This window comes from Amycolatopsis sp. NPDC058986, from assembly GCF_042741125.1.
Classification (GTDB): domain Bacteria; phylum Actinomycetota; class Actinomycetes; order Mycobacteriales; family Pseudonocardiaceae; genus Amycolatopsis.
The window spans coordinates 54,465-69,793 of sequence record NZ_JBHYJW010000015.1 but is presented as its reverse complement, the minus strand read 5'-3'; the positions used below and the strand labels follow the sequence as shown (position 1 = coordinate 69,793).

Below are 15,329 nucleotides of genomic sequence, written 5' to 3'. Positions count from 1 at the left end.
CTTCCGTGAAGGCCTCCTTCACGGCGTTGAGCGCCGGTAAGGAGGCCTTCACGGACCGACGCTGAGGAGGAACGCCGTGCCGGAGTTGGCCGATCTGACCGCCGTCGAGCTGGTGACCGCGTACCGCGAGGGCACGCTCTCGCCGGTCGAGGTCACCGAGGACGTCCTCGCCCGCATCGAGGCGCGCGAGCCCGAGCTACACGCGCTCTACGCGTACGACCCGGCTGGCGCGCGAGAGGACGCGAAGGCGTCCGAGGCGCGTTGGCAGGCGGGGGAGCCTCAAGGCCCGATCGATGGCGTCCCCTTGACGCTGAAGGAGAACATCGCGACGCGCGGCACGCCGGTCCCGCTCGGCACGGCCGCCACCGAACTCGTCCCGGCCCCCGCCGACGCGCCGGCCGCTGCCCGAGTCCGCGAGTCCGGTGGGGTGCTGGTGGCGAAGACGACCATGCCGGACTACGGCATGCTGACCTCGGGTTTGTCGAGCTTCCACACCGCGTCGCGCAATCCGTGGGACCCGTCGCGCACACCGGGCGGTTCGAGCGCGGGCGCCGGTGCGGCCGCGGCTGCCGGGTACGGACCGCTGCACGTCGGCACCGACATCGGCGGCTCCATCCGGCTGCCCGCCGGGTGGTGTGGTCTGGCCGGGCTCAAGCCGAGCTTCGGCCGCGTCCCGGTCGACCCGCCGTTCCTCGGCCGCGTCGCGGGGCCCATGACCCGCACGGTGGCCGACGCCGCGCTGCTGATGAGCGTCCTGTCCGCGCCCGACCTACGCGACCATTTGTGCCTGCCACCCGCGGACCTCGATTGGTCCACTGTGGACGCCTCGGTGCGCGGTCTGCGCGTCGGACTCCACCTCGATCCCGGAACGGGTCTCGCGGTGGAACCGGAGATCATCGCCGCCGTCACCGAGGCCGCGCGGCTTTTCGAAGCCGCGGGCGCAGTGGTCGAGCCGATGGCCGCCTTCACGACCCGGGAGATGCTGGACGGCCTCGACCGCTTCTGGCGCGTTCGTGCCTGGTCCGACATGACGGCACTGCCCGCCGAGCGCCGCGCGAAGGTCCTGCCCTACATCGCCGCGTGGGCCGGGGGTGGGGCCGAAGTGTCCGGTGTGGACACTTACCGCGCCTTCGCCCAGATGGACGCGGTGAGTGTGGCTGCCCTGCGCGCGACCGCCCCGTTCGATCTGGTGCTCTCGCCGACCAGCCCGGTCAGTCCACCGCCCGCGGAATGGGCCTCGCCGACCAACGACCCGGTCCGCGCGCTGGAGCACATCGCGTTCACCGTGCCGTACAACATGTCCGGCCAGCCCTCGCTCGCCGTCAACTGCGGCTACACCTCCGGCGGCCTGCCCATCGGCCTGCAGATCACCGGCCCCCGCTTCGCCGACGTCGCGGTGCTGCGGGCGGGTGCCGCCTTCGAACGCCTCCGCCCGGCACAACACCCCTGGCCGTGAGCCTCCGCACCGAGGGACGCCTTCGGTGCACTGGCCGCACCCGGGGACGCCCTCGTCTCATCCAACGCACCAAGGGCGTCCCTCGGTGCGGGGCCGGGCCCACCTACTCCGCAGGCGTGCCGATGGCGTCGGCCAGGGCGAGTACCCGGCGCGCGTTGTCCACGTGCAGGTTCTCGATCATCCGCCCGTCCACCGTCACGACGCCCTTACCCGCTGCCTGAGCCTCTTCGAACGCCGCGATGATCCGGCGCGAGCGGTCGATCTCCTCCTCGGACGGCGCGAAGATCCGGTTGCACGGCTCGACCTGCCCGGGGTGGATGAGCGTCTTGCCGTCGAAGCCGTACTGGCGGCCCTGCAGGCATTCCGCCTCGAATCCCTCGAGATCCTTCACGTCGTTGTAGACGCCGTCGAGGATGACCTTCCCGGTCGCCCGTGCCGCGAGCAGCGCCAGCGACAGCCCGCCGAGCAGCGGTCCGCGGCCCGGCACGAACTCCGCGTGCAGCTCCTTGGCCAGGTCGTTCGTGCCCATCACGAGCACGGTCAGCCGCTCCGACGCGCCCGCGATCTCCGCCGCGTGCAACATCGCGACGGGCGTCTCGACCATCGCCCAGATCTTCGTGCTCTCCGGGGCGCCGCCGAGTTCCAGCGCGCGCTCGATGTTGTGCACCTCGGCCGCCGAGTTCACCTTCGGCACCACGATCGCGGCCGGGCCAGCCTGTGCGGCGGCGCGCAGGTCGGCGTCGTGCCATTCGGTGTCGAGGCCGTTGACCCGGATGGTCACCTCGCGTTTGCCGTAATCCCCGGACGAAGCCGCGGCACAGACGCGTTCACGGGCCTCTTCCTTCGCGTCCGGCGCGACGGCGTCCTCCAGGTCGAGGATCAGCGCGTCCGCGGGTAGCGTCTTCGCCTTCTCCAGCGCGCGTTCGTTCGCGCCCGGCATGTACAGCACCGAACGGCGCGGTTTGACCTCGGTCACGCCAAAGCCTCCTTGGTGGCCGCGTCATAGGCGGCGGCGAGTTCGGGATCGTCGGCGGCCAGTTCGTCGGCCAGTTCGGCGACCACTCGGCACTGCTTCACCGACGCGTCGTCCTGCATTTTCCCGTCGATCATGACCGCGCCCGTGCCGTCGCCCATCTCGGCGATGACCCGGCGCGCCCAGGCCACATCGGCAGGCGAGGGGGAGAAGACCTTCTTCGCGATGTCGATCTGCACCGGGTGCAGGCTCCACGCCCCGACACAGCCGAGCAGGAACGCGTTGCGGAACTGGTCCTCGCAGGCCACGACGTCGCGGATGTCCCCGAACGGCCCGTAGTACGGCAGGATCCCGTGCATCGCGCACGCGTCGACCATCCGCGCGACCGTGTAGTGCCACAGGTCCTGCTGGTACGTCGTGCGCCCGGTGATCAGGTCCTCGCCGACGGGGTCGGTGCGCACCAGGTAGCCGGGGTGCCCGCCGCCGACCCGGGTGGTCTTCATCCGGCGGCTCGCGGCGAGGTCGGCAGGGCCGAGCGAGATGCCCTGCATGCGCGGGCTCGCGCCGGCGATCTCCTCGACGTTCGCCACCCCGCTCGCGGTCTCCAGGATCGCGTGCACGAGCAGCGGCTTCTCCAGCCCGGCGCGGGCCTCCAGCTGGGCGAGCAACCGGTCGACGTAGTGGATGTCCTGGGCGCCCTCGACCTTCGGCACCATGATGACGTCGAGCTTGTCGCCGATCTCGGTGACCAGCGTGACCAGGTCGTCCAGCACCCACGGCGAGTCGAGGCTGTTGACGCGCGTCCACAGCTGGGTCTTCCCGAAGTCGTTCGCCTTGGCGATCGCCACCAGCCCGCTGCGCGCGGCCTCCTTGCGGTCCGCGCGCACGGCGTCCTCGAGGTTGCCGAGCAGGACGTCGACCTTCTTCGCGATGTCCGGCACCTTGGCGGCCATCTTCTCGTTGCCGGGATCGAAGAAGTGGATCATCCGCGACGGCCGCACCGGGATCTGGCGGAGCGGTTCCGGCGCGCCCAGCGCGAGCGGGGCGAAGAAGTCCTTCGGCGAGCGCATCGATCCTCCATGCACGGTTGTATACCGACGAGTAACCATAAACCCGGGCGCCGCCCGGGCGCTGCGGTGCAAGTCACCTCCAACCGGGTGAGGGAACACGGATGGGGCAACCGCAACCGCTTTCGCTGGTCATCACTTCGACGTCCACTGTGGAATCCGAGTCGATTGGGCTGAATGGCCTAGCGCGTTGAATCCTTTGCCCTACGCCGGTTCTGTGCCTTCGGTAGTGGTCCGCGGGCGCACAGTAATGCCACTCACCTTGCCCTCACTCGGTTGGCGGCACGGTCGGACCGAAGTCCGACGACCGCCCGTCGACCGGTCACCGACCGCTGAGCGCCGTCGATCGCAGCCACTCCCGCTACCCGGAGACCCCGCGCCGTCGCACTGGTACTCAAGTACCTGTGCCGGTTTCCGCTGGCACGAGCGGTACAGGGTTGAAGGAGGCGGACTCGTGGCGGCTACACCTCAGAACACCGAGAGCTCGGCGGTCACCGGGAGCGCGAAGCGCAGCCGGTCCCTGCCCAGCCGTGTGGTGCCGCCGATCGAGCTTCCGGCGAGCGTCGAAGAGCTGGCCCGCAAGGCCGCCGCGCTGCTGGGCTGGCACGGAGTCGTGCTGCCCGAGACGACCATGCTCGGCCGCAAGGTCTGCGTGGTCGCGCGGTTGCGCACCGACGTGCACGCCGAGCGGATCGCGATGGGTGTCGGTCCCGTCGCCGACCGCGCCACCGTCGACACCTGGACCTGGCCGGAGCTGGCCGCGACCGCACCCGCGCCGGCCGCCGAGATCATCGGCGTCCTCGCGGTCGCCCGGCACTGGCGCACCGCGATGGCCTCCGCGGTTCCGTTCGCACGTTACGGCGAGGCCGCGATGGTTCTGCCATCGCCAGCCGTACTGACGGAGGACTACGTCGGCAACTGCCTGCCGCGGTCCCGCGCGTACGGCCTCGCCGTCGTCACCGCCGACCCGAACGCGATGATCGACCTCGACCTGGAGGGCCGCGACGAGCGGATCCTGCTCGCCGAGGACTCGGTCTCCCGGTACGTCAACGAGCTCGTCTACGACCAGCTCCTGCGCGCCACCGAGGTCCCGGCGGACGTCGACTAGCCGTACTACTGTCACCGGTATGCGAGTTGTCATTGCCGGTGGACACGGTCAGATCGCGCTGCGGCTGGAGAAACTGCTCGCCGCGCGCGGGGACGAGGCGGTCGGGATCGTCCGCAATCCCGAACACGTGACGGACCTCGAAACGGTCGGTGCCCGTGCCGTGGTGCTCGACCTGGAGAAGTCCGATGTGGACGCTGTGGTCAAGGTGCTCGAAGGTGCCGACGCGGCGATCTTCTCCGCGGGCGCCGGGCCGGGCAGCGGTACCGCTCGTAAGGACACTGTGGACCGTGGTGCTGCCGCGTTGTTCGGTGAAGCGGCCGAACGGGCCGGGGTGCGCAGGCACATCCAGGTCGGCTCGATGGGCACCGACAAGCTCGACTCGCCCGCGTTCAGTCCGGAATTCCGCGTCTACCTGGAGGCCAAGAAGGCCGCCGAGGACGACCTGCGGGCCCGCGATCTGGACTGGACGATCCTGCGGCCGGGTCAGCTGACCGACGATCCCGGCACCGGGCTGGTGTACCTCTCGGACTCGACCGGCCGCGGCAAGATCCCGCGGGACGACGTCGCCCGCGCCCTCGTCGGCCTGCTCGACGCGCCCGAGACCGCGGGCCGCACGCTGGAGCTGATTTCCGGGGACCTGACGGTCGCCGAAGCCCTGGCGACGCTCTGATGGAGGACCGTTAGGCTGTCGGAAGTGAGCGCACGCGAGATCGCAGTCTTCAGCGGAAGTGCCCATCCCGAGCTCGCGGCGGAGATCTGCGCGCATCTCGACGTCCCCCTGCTTCCCGTGCGGGTGCAGCGGTTCGCGAACGACTGCCTCGAGGTGCAGCTGCAGGCCAACTGCCGCGAACGCGACGTCTTCATCATCCAGCCGCTGGTTCGCCCGGTGCAGGAAAACCTCGTCGAGCTGCTGCTGATGCTCGACGCCGCGCGTGGCGCCTCGGCCGCCCGGATCACCGCCGTCATCCCGCACTACTCCTACGCGCGTTCGGACAAGAAGGACGCGCCGCGGATCTCCATCGGTGGCAAGCTCGTCGCCGATCTGCTGGTCACGGCGGGCGCGAACCGGGTGCTGGCGATGACGTTGCATTCGCCGCAGGTGCACGGGTTCTTCGACATCCCGGTCGATCACCTGCACGCGTTGCAGGAGCTGGCCCGCTACTTCCGGCAGTACGACCTTTCGCAGACCACCGTGGTGTCGCCGGATCTGGGCAACGCCAAGGAGGCGGCGCATTTCGCGCGGCTGCTCGGGGCGCAGGTCGCCGCCGGGGCCAAGCAGCGCTTCGCCGACGACCGCGTCCAGATCAGCTCCGTGATCGGCGAGATCACCGGTCGCGACGTGATCGTCCTCGACGACGAGATCGCCAAGGGCAGCACGGTCCTCGAACTGCTCGACAGGCTCCGCGAGCTGAAGCCGCGTTCGATCCGCGTCGCCTGCACGCACGGGCTTTTCGCCGCCAAGGCGATCGAGCGGATCGGCGGGCAGGAGGACGTCCTGGAGATCGTCTGCACCAACACGGTGCCGATCCCGGAGGACGAACGCACGGACAAGCTCAAGATCCTCTCGATCGCTCCGGCGATGGCCGAGGCGATCCGCCGCATCCACAACGGCGAATCCGTCAGCGCGTTGTTCGAGCCCGCCTAAGCCATCAACGCACCGCCGTTGACGTCGAGGACGGCGCCGGTGATCCAGTTCGCCTCGGCCGAAGCGAGGAAGCAGACCGCCGCCGCGATGTCCTCGGCCGTGCCGAGACGTCCCACCGGCACGGCGGCGAGGATGCGGCGCAGTAGCTCCGGGTCCTGGTCGTTGATGAGGCCGGTGTCGACCGGGCCGGGCGCGACGGCGTTGACGGTGATCCCCTCGGTGGCCAGCTCGCGTGCGGCGCTGCGGGTCAGCGAGATCAGACCCGCCTTGGAACTCGCATACGCCGCAGTGCCGAGCAACCCGCCGCCCTGACGTCCGGCGACCGACGCGACGTTCACGATCCGTCCGCCGCGAGCGCGCATCGGGGCGATCGCGGCACGGATCGTGGTGAGGGCCGCGGTCAGGTTCACCGCGTGCACCCGCTCCCAGCGTTCGGGGGTCAGCTCGGCCAGCGGCGTCGTGTCCAGCAACGCCGCGTTGTTGACCAGTACCGCGTGGCCCGGCCCGTCCGCCAACGACGTGCGGACCGCGTCGGTGAGGGCGTCGTGGTCGGTGACGTCCAGCGCGATCGTCCGGTGTGGACTGTCCAAAGCGGTCAGTGCCGCGGCGTCGCGGTCGATCAGCGTGACCTCGGCGCCCTGCGCCGCCAACGCGGTGGCCGTCGCCAGGCCGATCCCGCGGGCGGCGCCGGTGACGACCGCGTGCACGCCGTCGAGCGCGAACATCACTGCCTCAGGCCGTCGGTGAAGTCGGCGTCCTTCGTCTCCCGCATCAGCAGCAGCGAGACCAGGCAGATCACCGCGATCCCGATCAGGTACAGCGAGATCGGCGTGGACGAGCCGGTCTTCGCCAGCAGGTCGGTCGCGATGATGGGGCTGACCCCGCCGCCGACGACTCCCGCCGCGCTGTAGGCGAAGGACGCGCCGGAGTAGCGGAACCGTACGCGGAACAACTCGGGCAGGAACGCGCCCATCGGGCCGTAGAGCATCGCGAAGCACAGCATGCCGCCGGTCATGCCGAGTGTGATCAGCACCGGCTCCCGGGTTTCGATCAGCCAGAACATCGGGAACGCCCAGAGCGCGGCGATGGTCGCCGAGGCGATGCACAGCAGCCTGCGGCCGATCCGGTCGGAATACACCGCGAACACCAGCGTCAGCACGCCCATGATCGACACCGCGATCATGGCCGCGACGAGCATCGTCGTACGGCTGACCTCGAGCGTTCCGGTGCCGTAGGAGAGCACGAACGTCGTGACCGTGTAGAAGAGTGTGTGCGCCAGGATGAACGACAGCGTGGCGAGGACGAGCACGCCGGGCTGGCGGCGCAGCAGCTCGAAGAACGGGACGCGGGATCGCTCCTGCTTGTCCAGCGCGGCCTGAAAGATCGGCGTCTCGGCGATGCGCATCCGGATGTAGAAGCCGACGACCAGCAGGATCGCCGAGGCCAGGAACGGGATGCGCCAGCCGATCGAGCGGAAGGTGTCGGCGGACATCGTCGCGTTGAGGATCAGGAACAACGCGTTGCCCAGCACGAACCCGATCGCGGGCCCGAGCTGCGGGAACGCCGAGTACAGCCCGCGTTTGCCCGGCGGCGCGTACTCGGTGGCGAGCAGCACCGCGCCGCCCCATTCCCCGCCGAGGCCGATGCCCTGGAGGAACCTCGTGATCACGAGCAGGATCGGCGCGGCCACCCCGATGTCCGCATAGGACGGAATGAGCCCGATAACCACGGTCGCCCCGCCCATCAGCAGCAGCGAGACGATGAGCATCCGCTTGCGGCCGAGCCGGTCGCCGAAATGTCCGAAAAGGACGGCGCCGAGCGGACGGGCGATGAACCCGACCGCGAACGTCGCGAACGAGGCCAGCGTGCCGGCGAGCGTGGAGAACTTCGGGAAGAACACCGTGCCGAAAACCAGCGCGGCCGCGGTCCCGTAGATGTAGAAGTCGTAGAACTCGATCGCGGTGCCGATGAAGCTGGCGGTCGCGATCCGGCGCCGCGACGGCGCTTCCGTGGTCGTGCTGTTCACCCGCCGATGTGATCACGCACGACCGTGCTGGACAAGAGGCTAAGTGAGCGGTCCGAGTATCCGGTCGAGATAGGTGTTGGTGAACACGCCCGCCGGGTCGACCTCCTTGCGAATACGCAGGAAGTCGTCGAAACGCGGGTAGCGCGTCCGTAGCGTGTGCACGTCGAGGTCGTGCATCTTGCCCCAGTGCGGGCGTCCGCCGACCTGGCCCGCGATGTCGGCGAAGGCCGCGAAGTACTCGCGATACGGCATGCCGGTGAACTGGTGGATGGCGATGTAGGCGGAGTCGCGGCCGTGTGCGGTGGACAGCCAGATGTCGTCGCCCGCGGCGACGCGGACCTCGACCGGGAACATCACCGGGTTCTCCAAGCGCGGCACGAGCGCGCGCAACTCGGCGAGCACGTCGAGGACGGACTCACGCGGCACCGCGAACTCGGACTCGGTGAACCGGACCCCACGATGCGTGACGAACACGCGGTGGGAGACGTCGCTGTAGTCGCGTTCCGAGAGCACCTGCGAGGCGAAGCCGCCCAGCGGTTTCACCAGCTTCGGCACCGCGCGGCCGATGCGGCACAGCCCGCCGAACGCGATGTTCTCGGTGAGGTCGTAGTCGATGAACTGCTTGAGCCTGCTCAGCGGCTTGCGCTCGGCGTCGGCAGGCAGCCGGTTGTTGCGCTTGACCAGCGCGTCGCGGCCGTAGGGAAACCAGTAGAACTCGAAGTGGTCGTTGTTCGCGGCGAACTCGTCGAAACCTTCGAGGACCTGCTCCAAGGGCTCCGGACGTTCCTGCGCGGAGAGCACGAACGACGGTTCGCACTGGAGCGTGACGGTGGTGATGACGCCGAGCGCGCCGAGCCCGACCCGGGCGGCGGCGAAGAGTTCCGGGCGTTCGGTGGCCGAGCAGCTCACGACCGAGCCATCGGCCAGGACGAGTTCGAGCGCCGCGATCTGGGTCGCGAGCCCGCCGAATTTCGCGCCGGTGCCGTGGGTTCCGGTCGAGATCGCACCCGCGACGGTCTGCGCGTCGATGTCGCCGAGGTTGGTCATCGCCAGGCCGAGTGCGTCGAGTTCGGCGTTGAGCTGCCGCAACGTCGTACCCGAGCGAACGGTCACGAGCCCGGTCGAGACGTCGGCCTTTTCGATGCCGGTCCAGCGGGTCAGGTCGAGCGCGTCCGAGTCGGCGACGGCGATCGCGGTGAAGGAATGGCCACTGCCCCAGGCGCGAACGCTGTGACCTGCGGCGGCCACCGTCGCGACGGTTTCGGCGATGTCGGCCACGCTGCGGGGCTGATGGACGCGCTGCGGCGAGGCGTGCGCGGTACCGGCCCAGTTGCTCCACCGTGTCATGCGTCTGCACCTGTTCCTCAGAGGTGTGAGTGCCGAAACAGTAAGTGAATAGTATTCGCGTTTCAAGCCTTGTTGTCGTACTTTAGAGCGGTGACCAGTGCGACGGTGTACGACGCGGCGACCAAGGACCTCGATCCTCCGTTCGCCGTCGTCGACTTGGCGGCCTTCGACGCGAACGCCGACGACCTGGTGCGCCGCGCCGCGGGAAAGCCGATCCGGGTGGTCAGTAAATCCGTGCGCTGCCGTGCGCTGTTGGAGCGGGTGCTCGCGAAGCCGGGTTTCACCGGCCTCATGTGCTACTCGCTGGCCGAAGCCGTCTGGCACGTCGAGCAGGGCACCACGGACGACATAGTCGTCGCGTACCCGACGGCCGATTACGGGGCGCTGCGCAGGCTCGCGGCGGACGAACGCGCGCGAGCGGCGATCACGATCATGGTCGATTCGGCCGAGCACCTGGATCTGGTGGACGCCGCGCTGGGGAACGGGCATCCGGAAATCCGGGTGTGCCTGGAGCTGGACGCGTCGTGGCGGCCGCTGCCCGGCGTGCACGTCGGTACCCGGCGGTCGCCGGTCTTCACCCCGAAGCAGGCCGCCGAACTGGCCCGGATCATCATGGCGCGCAAGGGTTTCCGCCTGGCAGGGATGATGGCGTACGAGGGCCAGATCGCTGGTCTCGGGGACGCCGACGGCGGCCGTCCGAAGAACGCGGTCGTCGGCTGGATGCAGCGCCGGTCGGCGGCGGAGCTGGCACGACGGCGCGGGGCCGCGGTGCGGGCCGTGCGGGCGATCGCGGATCTGGAGTTCGTGAACGGCGGGGGCAGCGGCAGCGTCGAATCCACGGTCGCGGAGGACGCGGTCACCGAGGTCGCGGCCGGTTCGGGGCTGATCGGACCGACGCTCTTCGACGGCTACACCCATTTCTCGCCGCGTCCTGCCGCGTTGTTCGCACTTCCGGTGGTGCGCCGCCCGACGCGCAACGTCGCGACGCTCTACTCCGGCGGCTACATCGCTTCGGGCCCGACAGGACCTTCGCGCGTCCCGACGCCGTACCTGCCTTCGGGGCTCTCGCTGTTGAGCTTCGAGGGTGCGGGCGAAGTCCAGACGCCGGTCACCGGCGAAGCCGTCCGGTCGCTGAGGCTCGGCGACCGCGTCTGGATGCGTCACGCGAAGGCAGGCGAACTCGCCGAGCGGTTCACGCACTATCACCTGGTCTCCGGCGACCGGGTGGAGCGCACCGTGCCGACCTACCGCGGCGAGCAGCAGAACTTCGGCTGATTACTGCCGGGATCCTACTGAGAACTCCGTGCCCCACAGGTCGGTGATCGTGGACATCCGGCAGTACGGCGTGTCTTCCGGCGTGGTGGCCTTCCCACCCGCGGCCTTGACTCGCGCCACGGTTTCGTCGGCGTCGGCGACCTCGAACAGCGTCGCCCAACTCGACGCCGCTGCGTCGGCCGATCCCATGATGCCGCCGATCTCGTGCCCGTCCGGCCTGCGCAGGAAGGTGAAATCGACGCCGGGGAGGTCCTTGTTGCCGTCCAGCGTGAAGTCGAAGACCGCGGTGTAGAAGGCCCGCGCCCGCTCGGCGGCGGGAGTGACCAGGTCGTTGCGCACCAGCGTGTCCGGTTCGTTGACCAACCGGCAGCCCGGCCGGGAACGTCCTTGCCAGAGCCCGAACCGCGCGCCCGTCGGGTCGACGACGAGCGCCGTACGAGCCTCGTCGCCGAGGTCGTGCGGCTCTTCGAACAGCGTGCCGCCCGCGGCGACGGCCTGCTTGGTGGTGCCGTCGCAGTCGTCGGTGGCCAGGTGAACGGTCCAGCCGCCGCCCGCCGACATGGTCTCGCGCAAGCCCGCGACCGGGAGGCCGCGCAGCAGACAGGTGGTGCCGTGCTCGCCGGTGGCGAACTCCCAGCCGAAAACGGACCCGTAGAACGCCTGGGTCGCGGGCAGATCCGCGACCTCCAGTTCGATCCACGTCGGCGTGCCCAGCGGCTGGTTGTGGTCGATTCGGCTCATCGTGTGCTCCCTCGCTCGGTGACCCGGCCGAGGGTAGGCGGCAATTAGGTCAGTCCCGGTCCTCAGTTCGGGGAAGGCGCTTACTGATCACCGTCATTCGCCGAACTTGCTCGCCAGATAGCCCTTCACCAGGTACTTCGTCTCCGCGACGATCTTCTCGTCACCGCGTGACTCGCGCCGGAACGCGAGTTTGAGCAGTGCGTCGGCGGCCTCGTTGGCGATGGTGATGGCGAAGCGCAGGTCCTCGACCGGCCGGTCCACCCGCACACTGAGGATGTCGGTCAGCGAGTCGACGAGTACCGCGTTGTTGTCCCGATCCTCGTCGAGCAGCTGGCGGTCGACCACGTCGCCGAAGTGGACCTTGGAGAAGCCCGGTACCTCGCGGTGCATCCGTAGATAGATGTCGAGGATCGAGTCGACGACGTCCCACCAGTGCTCCGGGCTGAGTTCGGTCAGCCGCTCGTTCACCGCGGCGACGAAGCGTTCCATGTTGCGCTGGGTCAGCGCCTGGACCACAGCCCGCTTGTCGGGGAAGAACTGGTACAGCGAGCCGACGGCAACCCCCGCCCGCTTCGCGATGAGCGTCGTGGTCAGTGCGTCGTAGCCGAGCTCGTCTATCAACGCGGCGCTCGCGTCGAGCATCTGCTCGACACGCTTCGCACTGCGTTGCTGCACCGGCTGCCGCCGGAGAGGGGTGGTGTCAGCGGACACCTTCGAGGCCTCGACGTCGGGCACTGAGTTCCTCCTCCACTTTCCGATCTGGGACTTTATCGTGTCGACGGGCTTCCCCCGGCCCGGACGACGACCTAGTATATGAGAACTTTTCACATTCACCCGGACGGGTGGCAGGACGAAAGGTGCGTAGCCGGTGGAGAACCCGACCTTCCCGCCCGATTTCCTCTGGGGAGTTTCGACTTCGGCCTTCCAGATCGAGGGAGCCACCAAGGAGGGCGGTCGCGGACCGTCCATTTGGGACACTTTCACCGTGACCGAGGGCAAGGTAGCACGCGGTGAACACGCCGACGTCGCGGCTGATCATTACCACCGGTACCCCGAAGACGTCGCGCTGATGGCCGAACTCGGCGTCGGCGCGTACCGGCTTTCGGTCGCCTGGCCACGGATCCAGCCCACCGGGAAGGGTGCCCCGAATCCGGAGGGACTTTCCTTCTACGACAAGCTGATCGACGCGGTGTGCGAGGCCGGCATCGCCCCCGTCGTCACGCTTTATCACTGGGACAGCCCGCAAGCCATCGAGGACGACGGCGGCTGGCTTTCCCGTGACACCGCGGACCGGTTCGCCGAGTACGCCGCGATCCTCGGCGAGCGATTCGCCGATCGGGTGAAATTGTGGATTCCGCTCAACGAGCCGATGGTCATGTCGATTTATGGCTATGCGATCGGGGAGTACGCGCCAGGCAGGACGTTGTTGCTCGACGCCGTTCCGACCGCGCATCACCAGGCGCTCGCCCATGGCAAGGCGGTCCAGGCCCTGCGCGCCGCCGGTGCCACGGGCATCGGCACCGCGAACAACCACTCGCCGATCTGGCCCGCAGCCGATACTCCCGCCGATCGCGCCGCGGGTGAATGGCTCGACGCGTTGATCAACCGGCTCTACGCCGACCCCGTCCTCCTGGGCCGGTACCCGGAACAGCTGCATCCACACCTGCCCGAGGGATTCGCCGACGATCTGCCGACGATCGCGCAGCCACTCGATTTCTACGGCGTCAACTACTACGAGCCGCAGGGTGTCGCCGCGCCCGGCGAGGGCAACCCGCTCCCGTTCGAACTTCGCCCGATCGAGGGCTATCCGATGACGACCAACGATTCACCGATCGTCCCGCACGGCCTGCGCGAGTTGCTGGTGTCCTTCCACGAGCGCTACCGCGAGAAGCTGCCGCCTGTCCACATCACCGAAAACGGCTGCAGTTTCGCCGACGAGGTCGGCGAAGACGGCGCGGTGCACGACCCCGAGCGTGTCGACTTCCTCGCCGGACACCTCGGCGCGGTCCGCGAGGCGATGGACGCCGGGGTGGATGTCCGCGGCTATTTCGTCTGGTCGCTGCTGGACAACTTCGAATGGTCCAAGGGCTACGCGCCGCGGTTCGGCCTGGTGCACGTCGACTACGAGACGCAGCGCCGCACACCCAAGGATTCCTTCCACTGGTACCGGAAACTGGTGCGCCATGAGTGAGCTCACTGCCGAACCGCAGCCGTCGTCCGAGGTGCCGGAGGCATTGGCCGAACCGGTCGTCCGGGTCCGCGCGGGCTGGATGAGCCTGCTGTTCACCGCCAACTTCGCGCTCTGGCTCGGGATCTACGCGCCGATCCAGGTGCTGCTGCCGAAACAGGCGGAGCTGCTCGCCGCCGCGGACAAGGAGTTCGTGTTCGGTCTCGTCACCGGCGTCGGCGCGGTGGTGGCGATGGTGATGAACCCGGCGATCGGGCTGCTGTCCGACCGCACCTGCTCCCGCTTCGGCCGCCGTCATCCGTGGACGGTCGCGGGCGCGACGGTCGCCGCGGCAGGACTGCTCGTGCTGGCGATCGCGCCGGACGTCGCGGTGATGACGATCGGCTGGTGTCTCGTGCAGGCCGGGCTCAACGGGATGCTCGCGACATTGATGTCCGGGATGGCCGACCGGGTGCCGATCGCCCAGCGCGCCCAGGCCGGCGGGCTCGTCGGCATCGCGCAGATGCTTGGCACGGTGCTCGGCTCGGCGGTGGTCGTGGTCATGCTCGACCTCGCCGGGCTGCCGCTGGCCTACGCCGTCTGCGCGGCGATCGTGCTCGGCGGCGCGGCGGCGTTCGTGCTGCGGACACCGGACGCGCGGCTGCCGATCGCGTTCCGTCCGTCCACCCGGCTGCGTGCGGTACTGACCGAGTTGTGGGTCTCCCCGCGGCGGCATCCGGATTTCGCCTGGGCGTGGGCGTGCCACTTCATGATCAACCTCGGCAACGCGTTCGGGACGCTGTACCTGCTGTTCTTCCTCAAGGACGCGGTGCACTACCCCGATCCGGACACCGGGCTGCTGATCATGATGGGGCTCTACGGCTTCGCGCTGGTGGTCGGCGCGGTGCTCGCCGGGCACTTCTCCGACAAGTCCGGCCGCCGGAAGCCGTACGTTCTCGGCGCGTCGGCGGTCATGGCGCTCGCCGCGCTCCTGCTCGTGGTGTGGCAGACGTGGCCGGTCGCGCTCGCGGCGTCCCCGTTGCTGGGTGTCGGCTTCGGCACGTACATGGCTGTCGCGCTCGCGATGCTGACGCAGGTGCTGCCCGCCGCGCAGGACCGGGCGAAGGATCTTGGTGTCGTCAACATCGCGAACTCGCTGCCGCAGGTCGTCGCACCGCTGCTGACGACCGTCATCCTCGCGTCGTTCGGGGGCTATCCGGCGTTGTTCACCGCGTCGGCCGCCGCGACGGTGATCGCCGGGATCCTGGTCACGCGGGTGAAGTCGGTCAGCTGACCGGTATGGGATGTGGAACCGCGGGCCGGTGCCGGTCGGGGGAGGGGAGTGCAACGGCACCGGCCCGCGGAATCAAGGGGCCACTCGTGGGCGGGGTGTGCAGCGCGCGATCTACGAAAACCGCACCCTGCAGCTGATGATCTTCGCAATCTAGCGGTCGGATTATGCCCTCCGCTAGGGTTTCCGCAGAAATTTTTCGATTAATCGCGGTGGGGACCGGGATGGTTGCC

Annotated in this window: 14 protein-coding genes; 7 read left to right on the top strand and 7 right to left on the bottom strand. The window is 69.1% G+C overall.

Going from position 1 to position 15,329, the window contains the following annotated elements; genetic code table 11:
- The first annotated feature begins 76 nt into the window (after positions 1–76).
- Positions 77–1,456, top strand: a complete 1,380-nt coding sequence (locus tag ACFW0G_RS16000) for an amidase (protein WP_378325988.1) — start codon at positions 77–79, stop codon at positions 1,454–1,456.
- 103 nt (positions 1,457–1,559) lie between these two features.
- Here ACFW0G_RS16000 and ACFW0G_RS15995 read toward each other — a convergent pair whose 3' ends face one another.
- Together ACFW0G_RS15995 and ACFW0G_RS15990 are read right to left on the bottom strand one after the other, a co-directional pair.
- The gene (locus ACFW0G_RS15995) at positions 1,560–2,432 is read right to left on the bottom strand and encodes an HpcH/HpaI aldolase/citrate lyase family protein (protein WP_378325987.1); all 873 of its coding nucleotides are present in this window, start codon (positions 2,430–2,432) and stop codon (positions 1,560–1,562) included.
- The gene (locus ACFW0G_RS15990; RefSeq protein WP_378325986.1) at positions 2,429–3,499 is read right to left on the bottom strand and encodes an HpcH/HpaI aldolase/citrate lyase family protein; all 1,071 of its coding nucleotides are present in this window, start codon (positions 3,497–3,499) and stop codon (positions 2,429–2,431) included. The genes ACFW0G_RS15995 and ACFW0G_RS15990 overlap by 4 nt, the downstream gene beginning before the upstream one ends.
- A gap of 451 nt (positions 3,500–3,950) precedes the next feature.
- Between ACFW0G_RS15990 and ACFW0G_RS15985 the strand changes: the two genes are divergently transcribed.
- From ACFW0G_RS15985 to ACFW0G_RS15975, 3 genes are read left to right on the top strand one after another with little or no spacing between them, the layout of a single operon-like run.
- A complete protein-coding gene (locus tag ACFW0G_RS15985; RefSeq protein ID WP_378325984.1) occupies positions 3,951–4,604 on the top strand; it encodes a hypothetical protein in 654 nt (217 codons plus the stop codon).
- A 19-nt stretch (positions 4,605–4,623) separates the two neighbouring features.
- Positions 4,624–5,274, top strand: a complete 651-nt coding sequence (locus ACFW0G_RS15980; RefSeq protein WP_378325983.1) for an SDR family oxidoreductase — start codon at positions 4,624–4,626, stop codon at positions 5,272–5,274.
- A 24-nt stretch (positions 5,275–5,298) separates the two neighbouring features.
- The gene (locus ACFW0G_RS15975) at positions 5,299–6,249 is read left to right on the top strand and encodes a ribose-phosphate diphosphokinase (protein ID WP_378325982.1); all 951 of its coding nucleotides are present in this window, start codon (positions 5,299–5,301) and stop codon (positions 6,247–6,249) included.
- Here ACFW0G_RS15975 and ACFW0G_RS15970 read toward each other — a convergent pair.
- The 3 genes from ACFW0G_RS15970 to ACFW0G_RS15960 are packed head-to-tail and all read right to left on the bottom strand — an operon-like array spanning position 6,246 to position 9,622.
- Positions 6,246–6,974, bottom strand: a complete 729-nt coding sequence (locus ACFW0G_RS15970) for an SDR family NAD(P)-dependent oxidoreductase (protein WP_378325981.1) — start codon at positions 6,972–6,974, stop codon at positions 6,246–6,248. The two genes, ACFW0G_RS15975 and ACFW0G_RS15970, sit on opposite strands and share 4 nt — an antisense overlap.
- Positions 6,974–8,275 (bottom strand): MFS transporter, encoded by a 1,302-nt coding sequence (locus ACFW0G_RS15965; RefSeq protein ID WP_378325979.1) that lies wholly within the window; start codon positions 8,273–8,275, stop codon positions 6,974–6,976. The genes ACFW0G_RS15970 and ACFW0G_RS15965 overlap by 1 nt, the downstream gene beginning before the upstream one ends.
- Positions 8,276–8,314: 39 nt before the next feature.
- Positions 8,315–9,622: a D-arabinono-1,4-lactone oxidase gene (locus ACFW0G_RS15960; RefSeq protein ID WP_378325978.1), complete on the bottom strand. Its 1,308-nt coding sequence runs from the start codon at positions 9,620–9,622 to the stop codon at positions 8,315–8,317.
- 90 nt (positions 9,623–9,712) lie between these two features.
- Here ACFW0G_RS15960 and ACFW0G_RS15955 point away from each other — a divergent pair, with 90 nt between their 5' ends.
- Positions 9,713–10,897 (top strand): amino acid deaminase/aldolase, encoded by a 1,185-nt coding sequence (locus ACFW0G_RS15955; protein WP_378325976.1) that lies wholly within the window; start codon positions 9,713–9,715, stop codon positions 10,895–10,897.
- Here ACFW0G_RS15955 and ACFW0G_RS15950 read toward each other — a convergent pair whose 3' ends face one another.
- Both ACFW0G_RS15950 and ACFW0G_RS15945 read right to left on the bottom strand, forming a co-directional pair.
- Complete coding sequence (locus tag ACFW0G_RS15950) at positions 10,898–11,638, bottom strand: VOC family protein (RefSeq protein ID WP_378325974.1); 741 nt, start codon at positions 11,636–11,638, stop codon at positions 10,898–10,900. It lies immediately after the preceding gene.
- A gap of 93 nt (positions 11,639–11,731) precedes the next feature.
- Positions 11,732–12,373: a TetR/AcrR family transcriptional regulator gene (locus ACFW0G_RS15945; RefSeq protein ID WP_378325973.1), complete on the bottom strand. Its 642-nt coding sequence runs from the start codon at positions 12,371–12,373 to the stop codon at positions 11,732–11,734.
- Positions 12,374–12,506: 133 nt separating this feature from the next.
- Between ACFW0G_RS15945 and ACFW0G_RS15940 the strand changes: the two genes are divergently transcribed.
- Together ACFW0G_RS15940 and ACFW0G_RS15935 are read left to right on the top strand one after the other, a co-directional pair.
- Positions 12,507–13,829 (top strand): GH1 family beta-glucosidase, encoded by a 1,323-nt coding sequence (locus tag ACFW0G_RS15940; RefSeq protein ID WP_378325972.1) that lies wholly within the window; start codon positions 12,507–12,509, stop codon positions 13,827–13,829.
- Positions 13,822–15,099: an MFS transporter gene (locus ACFW0G_RS15935; RefSeq protein WP_378325971.1), complete on the top strand. Its 1,278-nt coding sequence runs from the start codon at positions 13,822–13,824 to the stop codon at positions 15,097–15,099. Before ACFW0G_RS15940 ends, ACFW0G_RS15935 begins: the two co-directional genes overlap by 8 nt.
- The last annotated feature ends 230 nt before the right edge of the window (positions 15,100–15,329 follow it).

Excerpts from the sequence above, each read along its gene's own strand:
- ACFW0G_RS15990 (WP_378325986.1), bottom strand. The coding sequence starts at position 3,499 with ATGCGCTCGCCGAAGGACTTCTTCGCCCCGCTCGCGCTGGGCGCGCCG.
- ACFW0G_RS15970 (WP_378325981.1), bottom strand. The coding sequence starts at position 6,974 with ATGTTCGCGCTCGACGGCGTGCACGCGGTCGTCACCGGCGCCGCCCGC.
- ACFW0G_RS15950 (WP_378325974.1), bottom strand. The coding sequence starts at position 11,638 with ATGAGCCGAATCGACCACAACCAGCCGCTGGGCACGCCGACGTGGATC.
- ACFW0G_RS15980 (WP_378325983.1), top strand. The coding sequence starts at position 4,624 with ATGCGAGTTGTCATTGCCGGTGGACACGGTCAGATCGCGCTGCGGCTG.
- ACFW0G_RS15960 (WP_378325978.1), bottom strand. The coding sequence starts at position 9,622 with ATGACACGGTGGAGCAACTGGGCCGGTACCGCGCACGCCTCGCCGCAG.
- ACFW0G_RS15935 (WP_378325971.1), top strand. The coding sequence starts at position 13,822 with ATGAGTGAGCTCACTGCCGAACCGCAGCCGTCGTCCGAGGTGCCGGAG.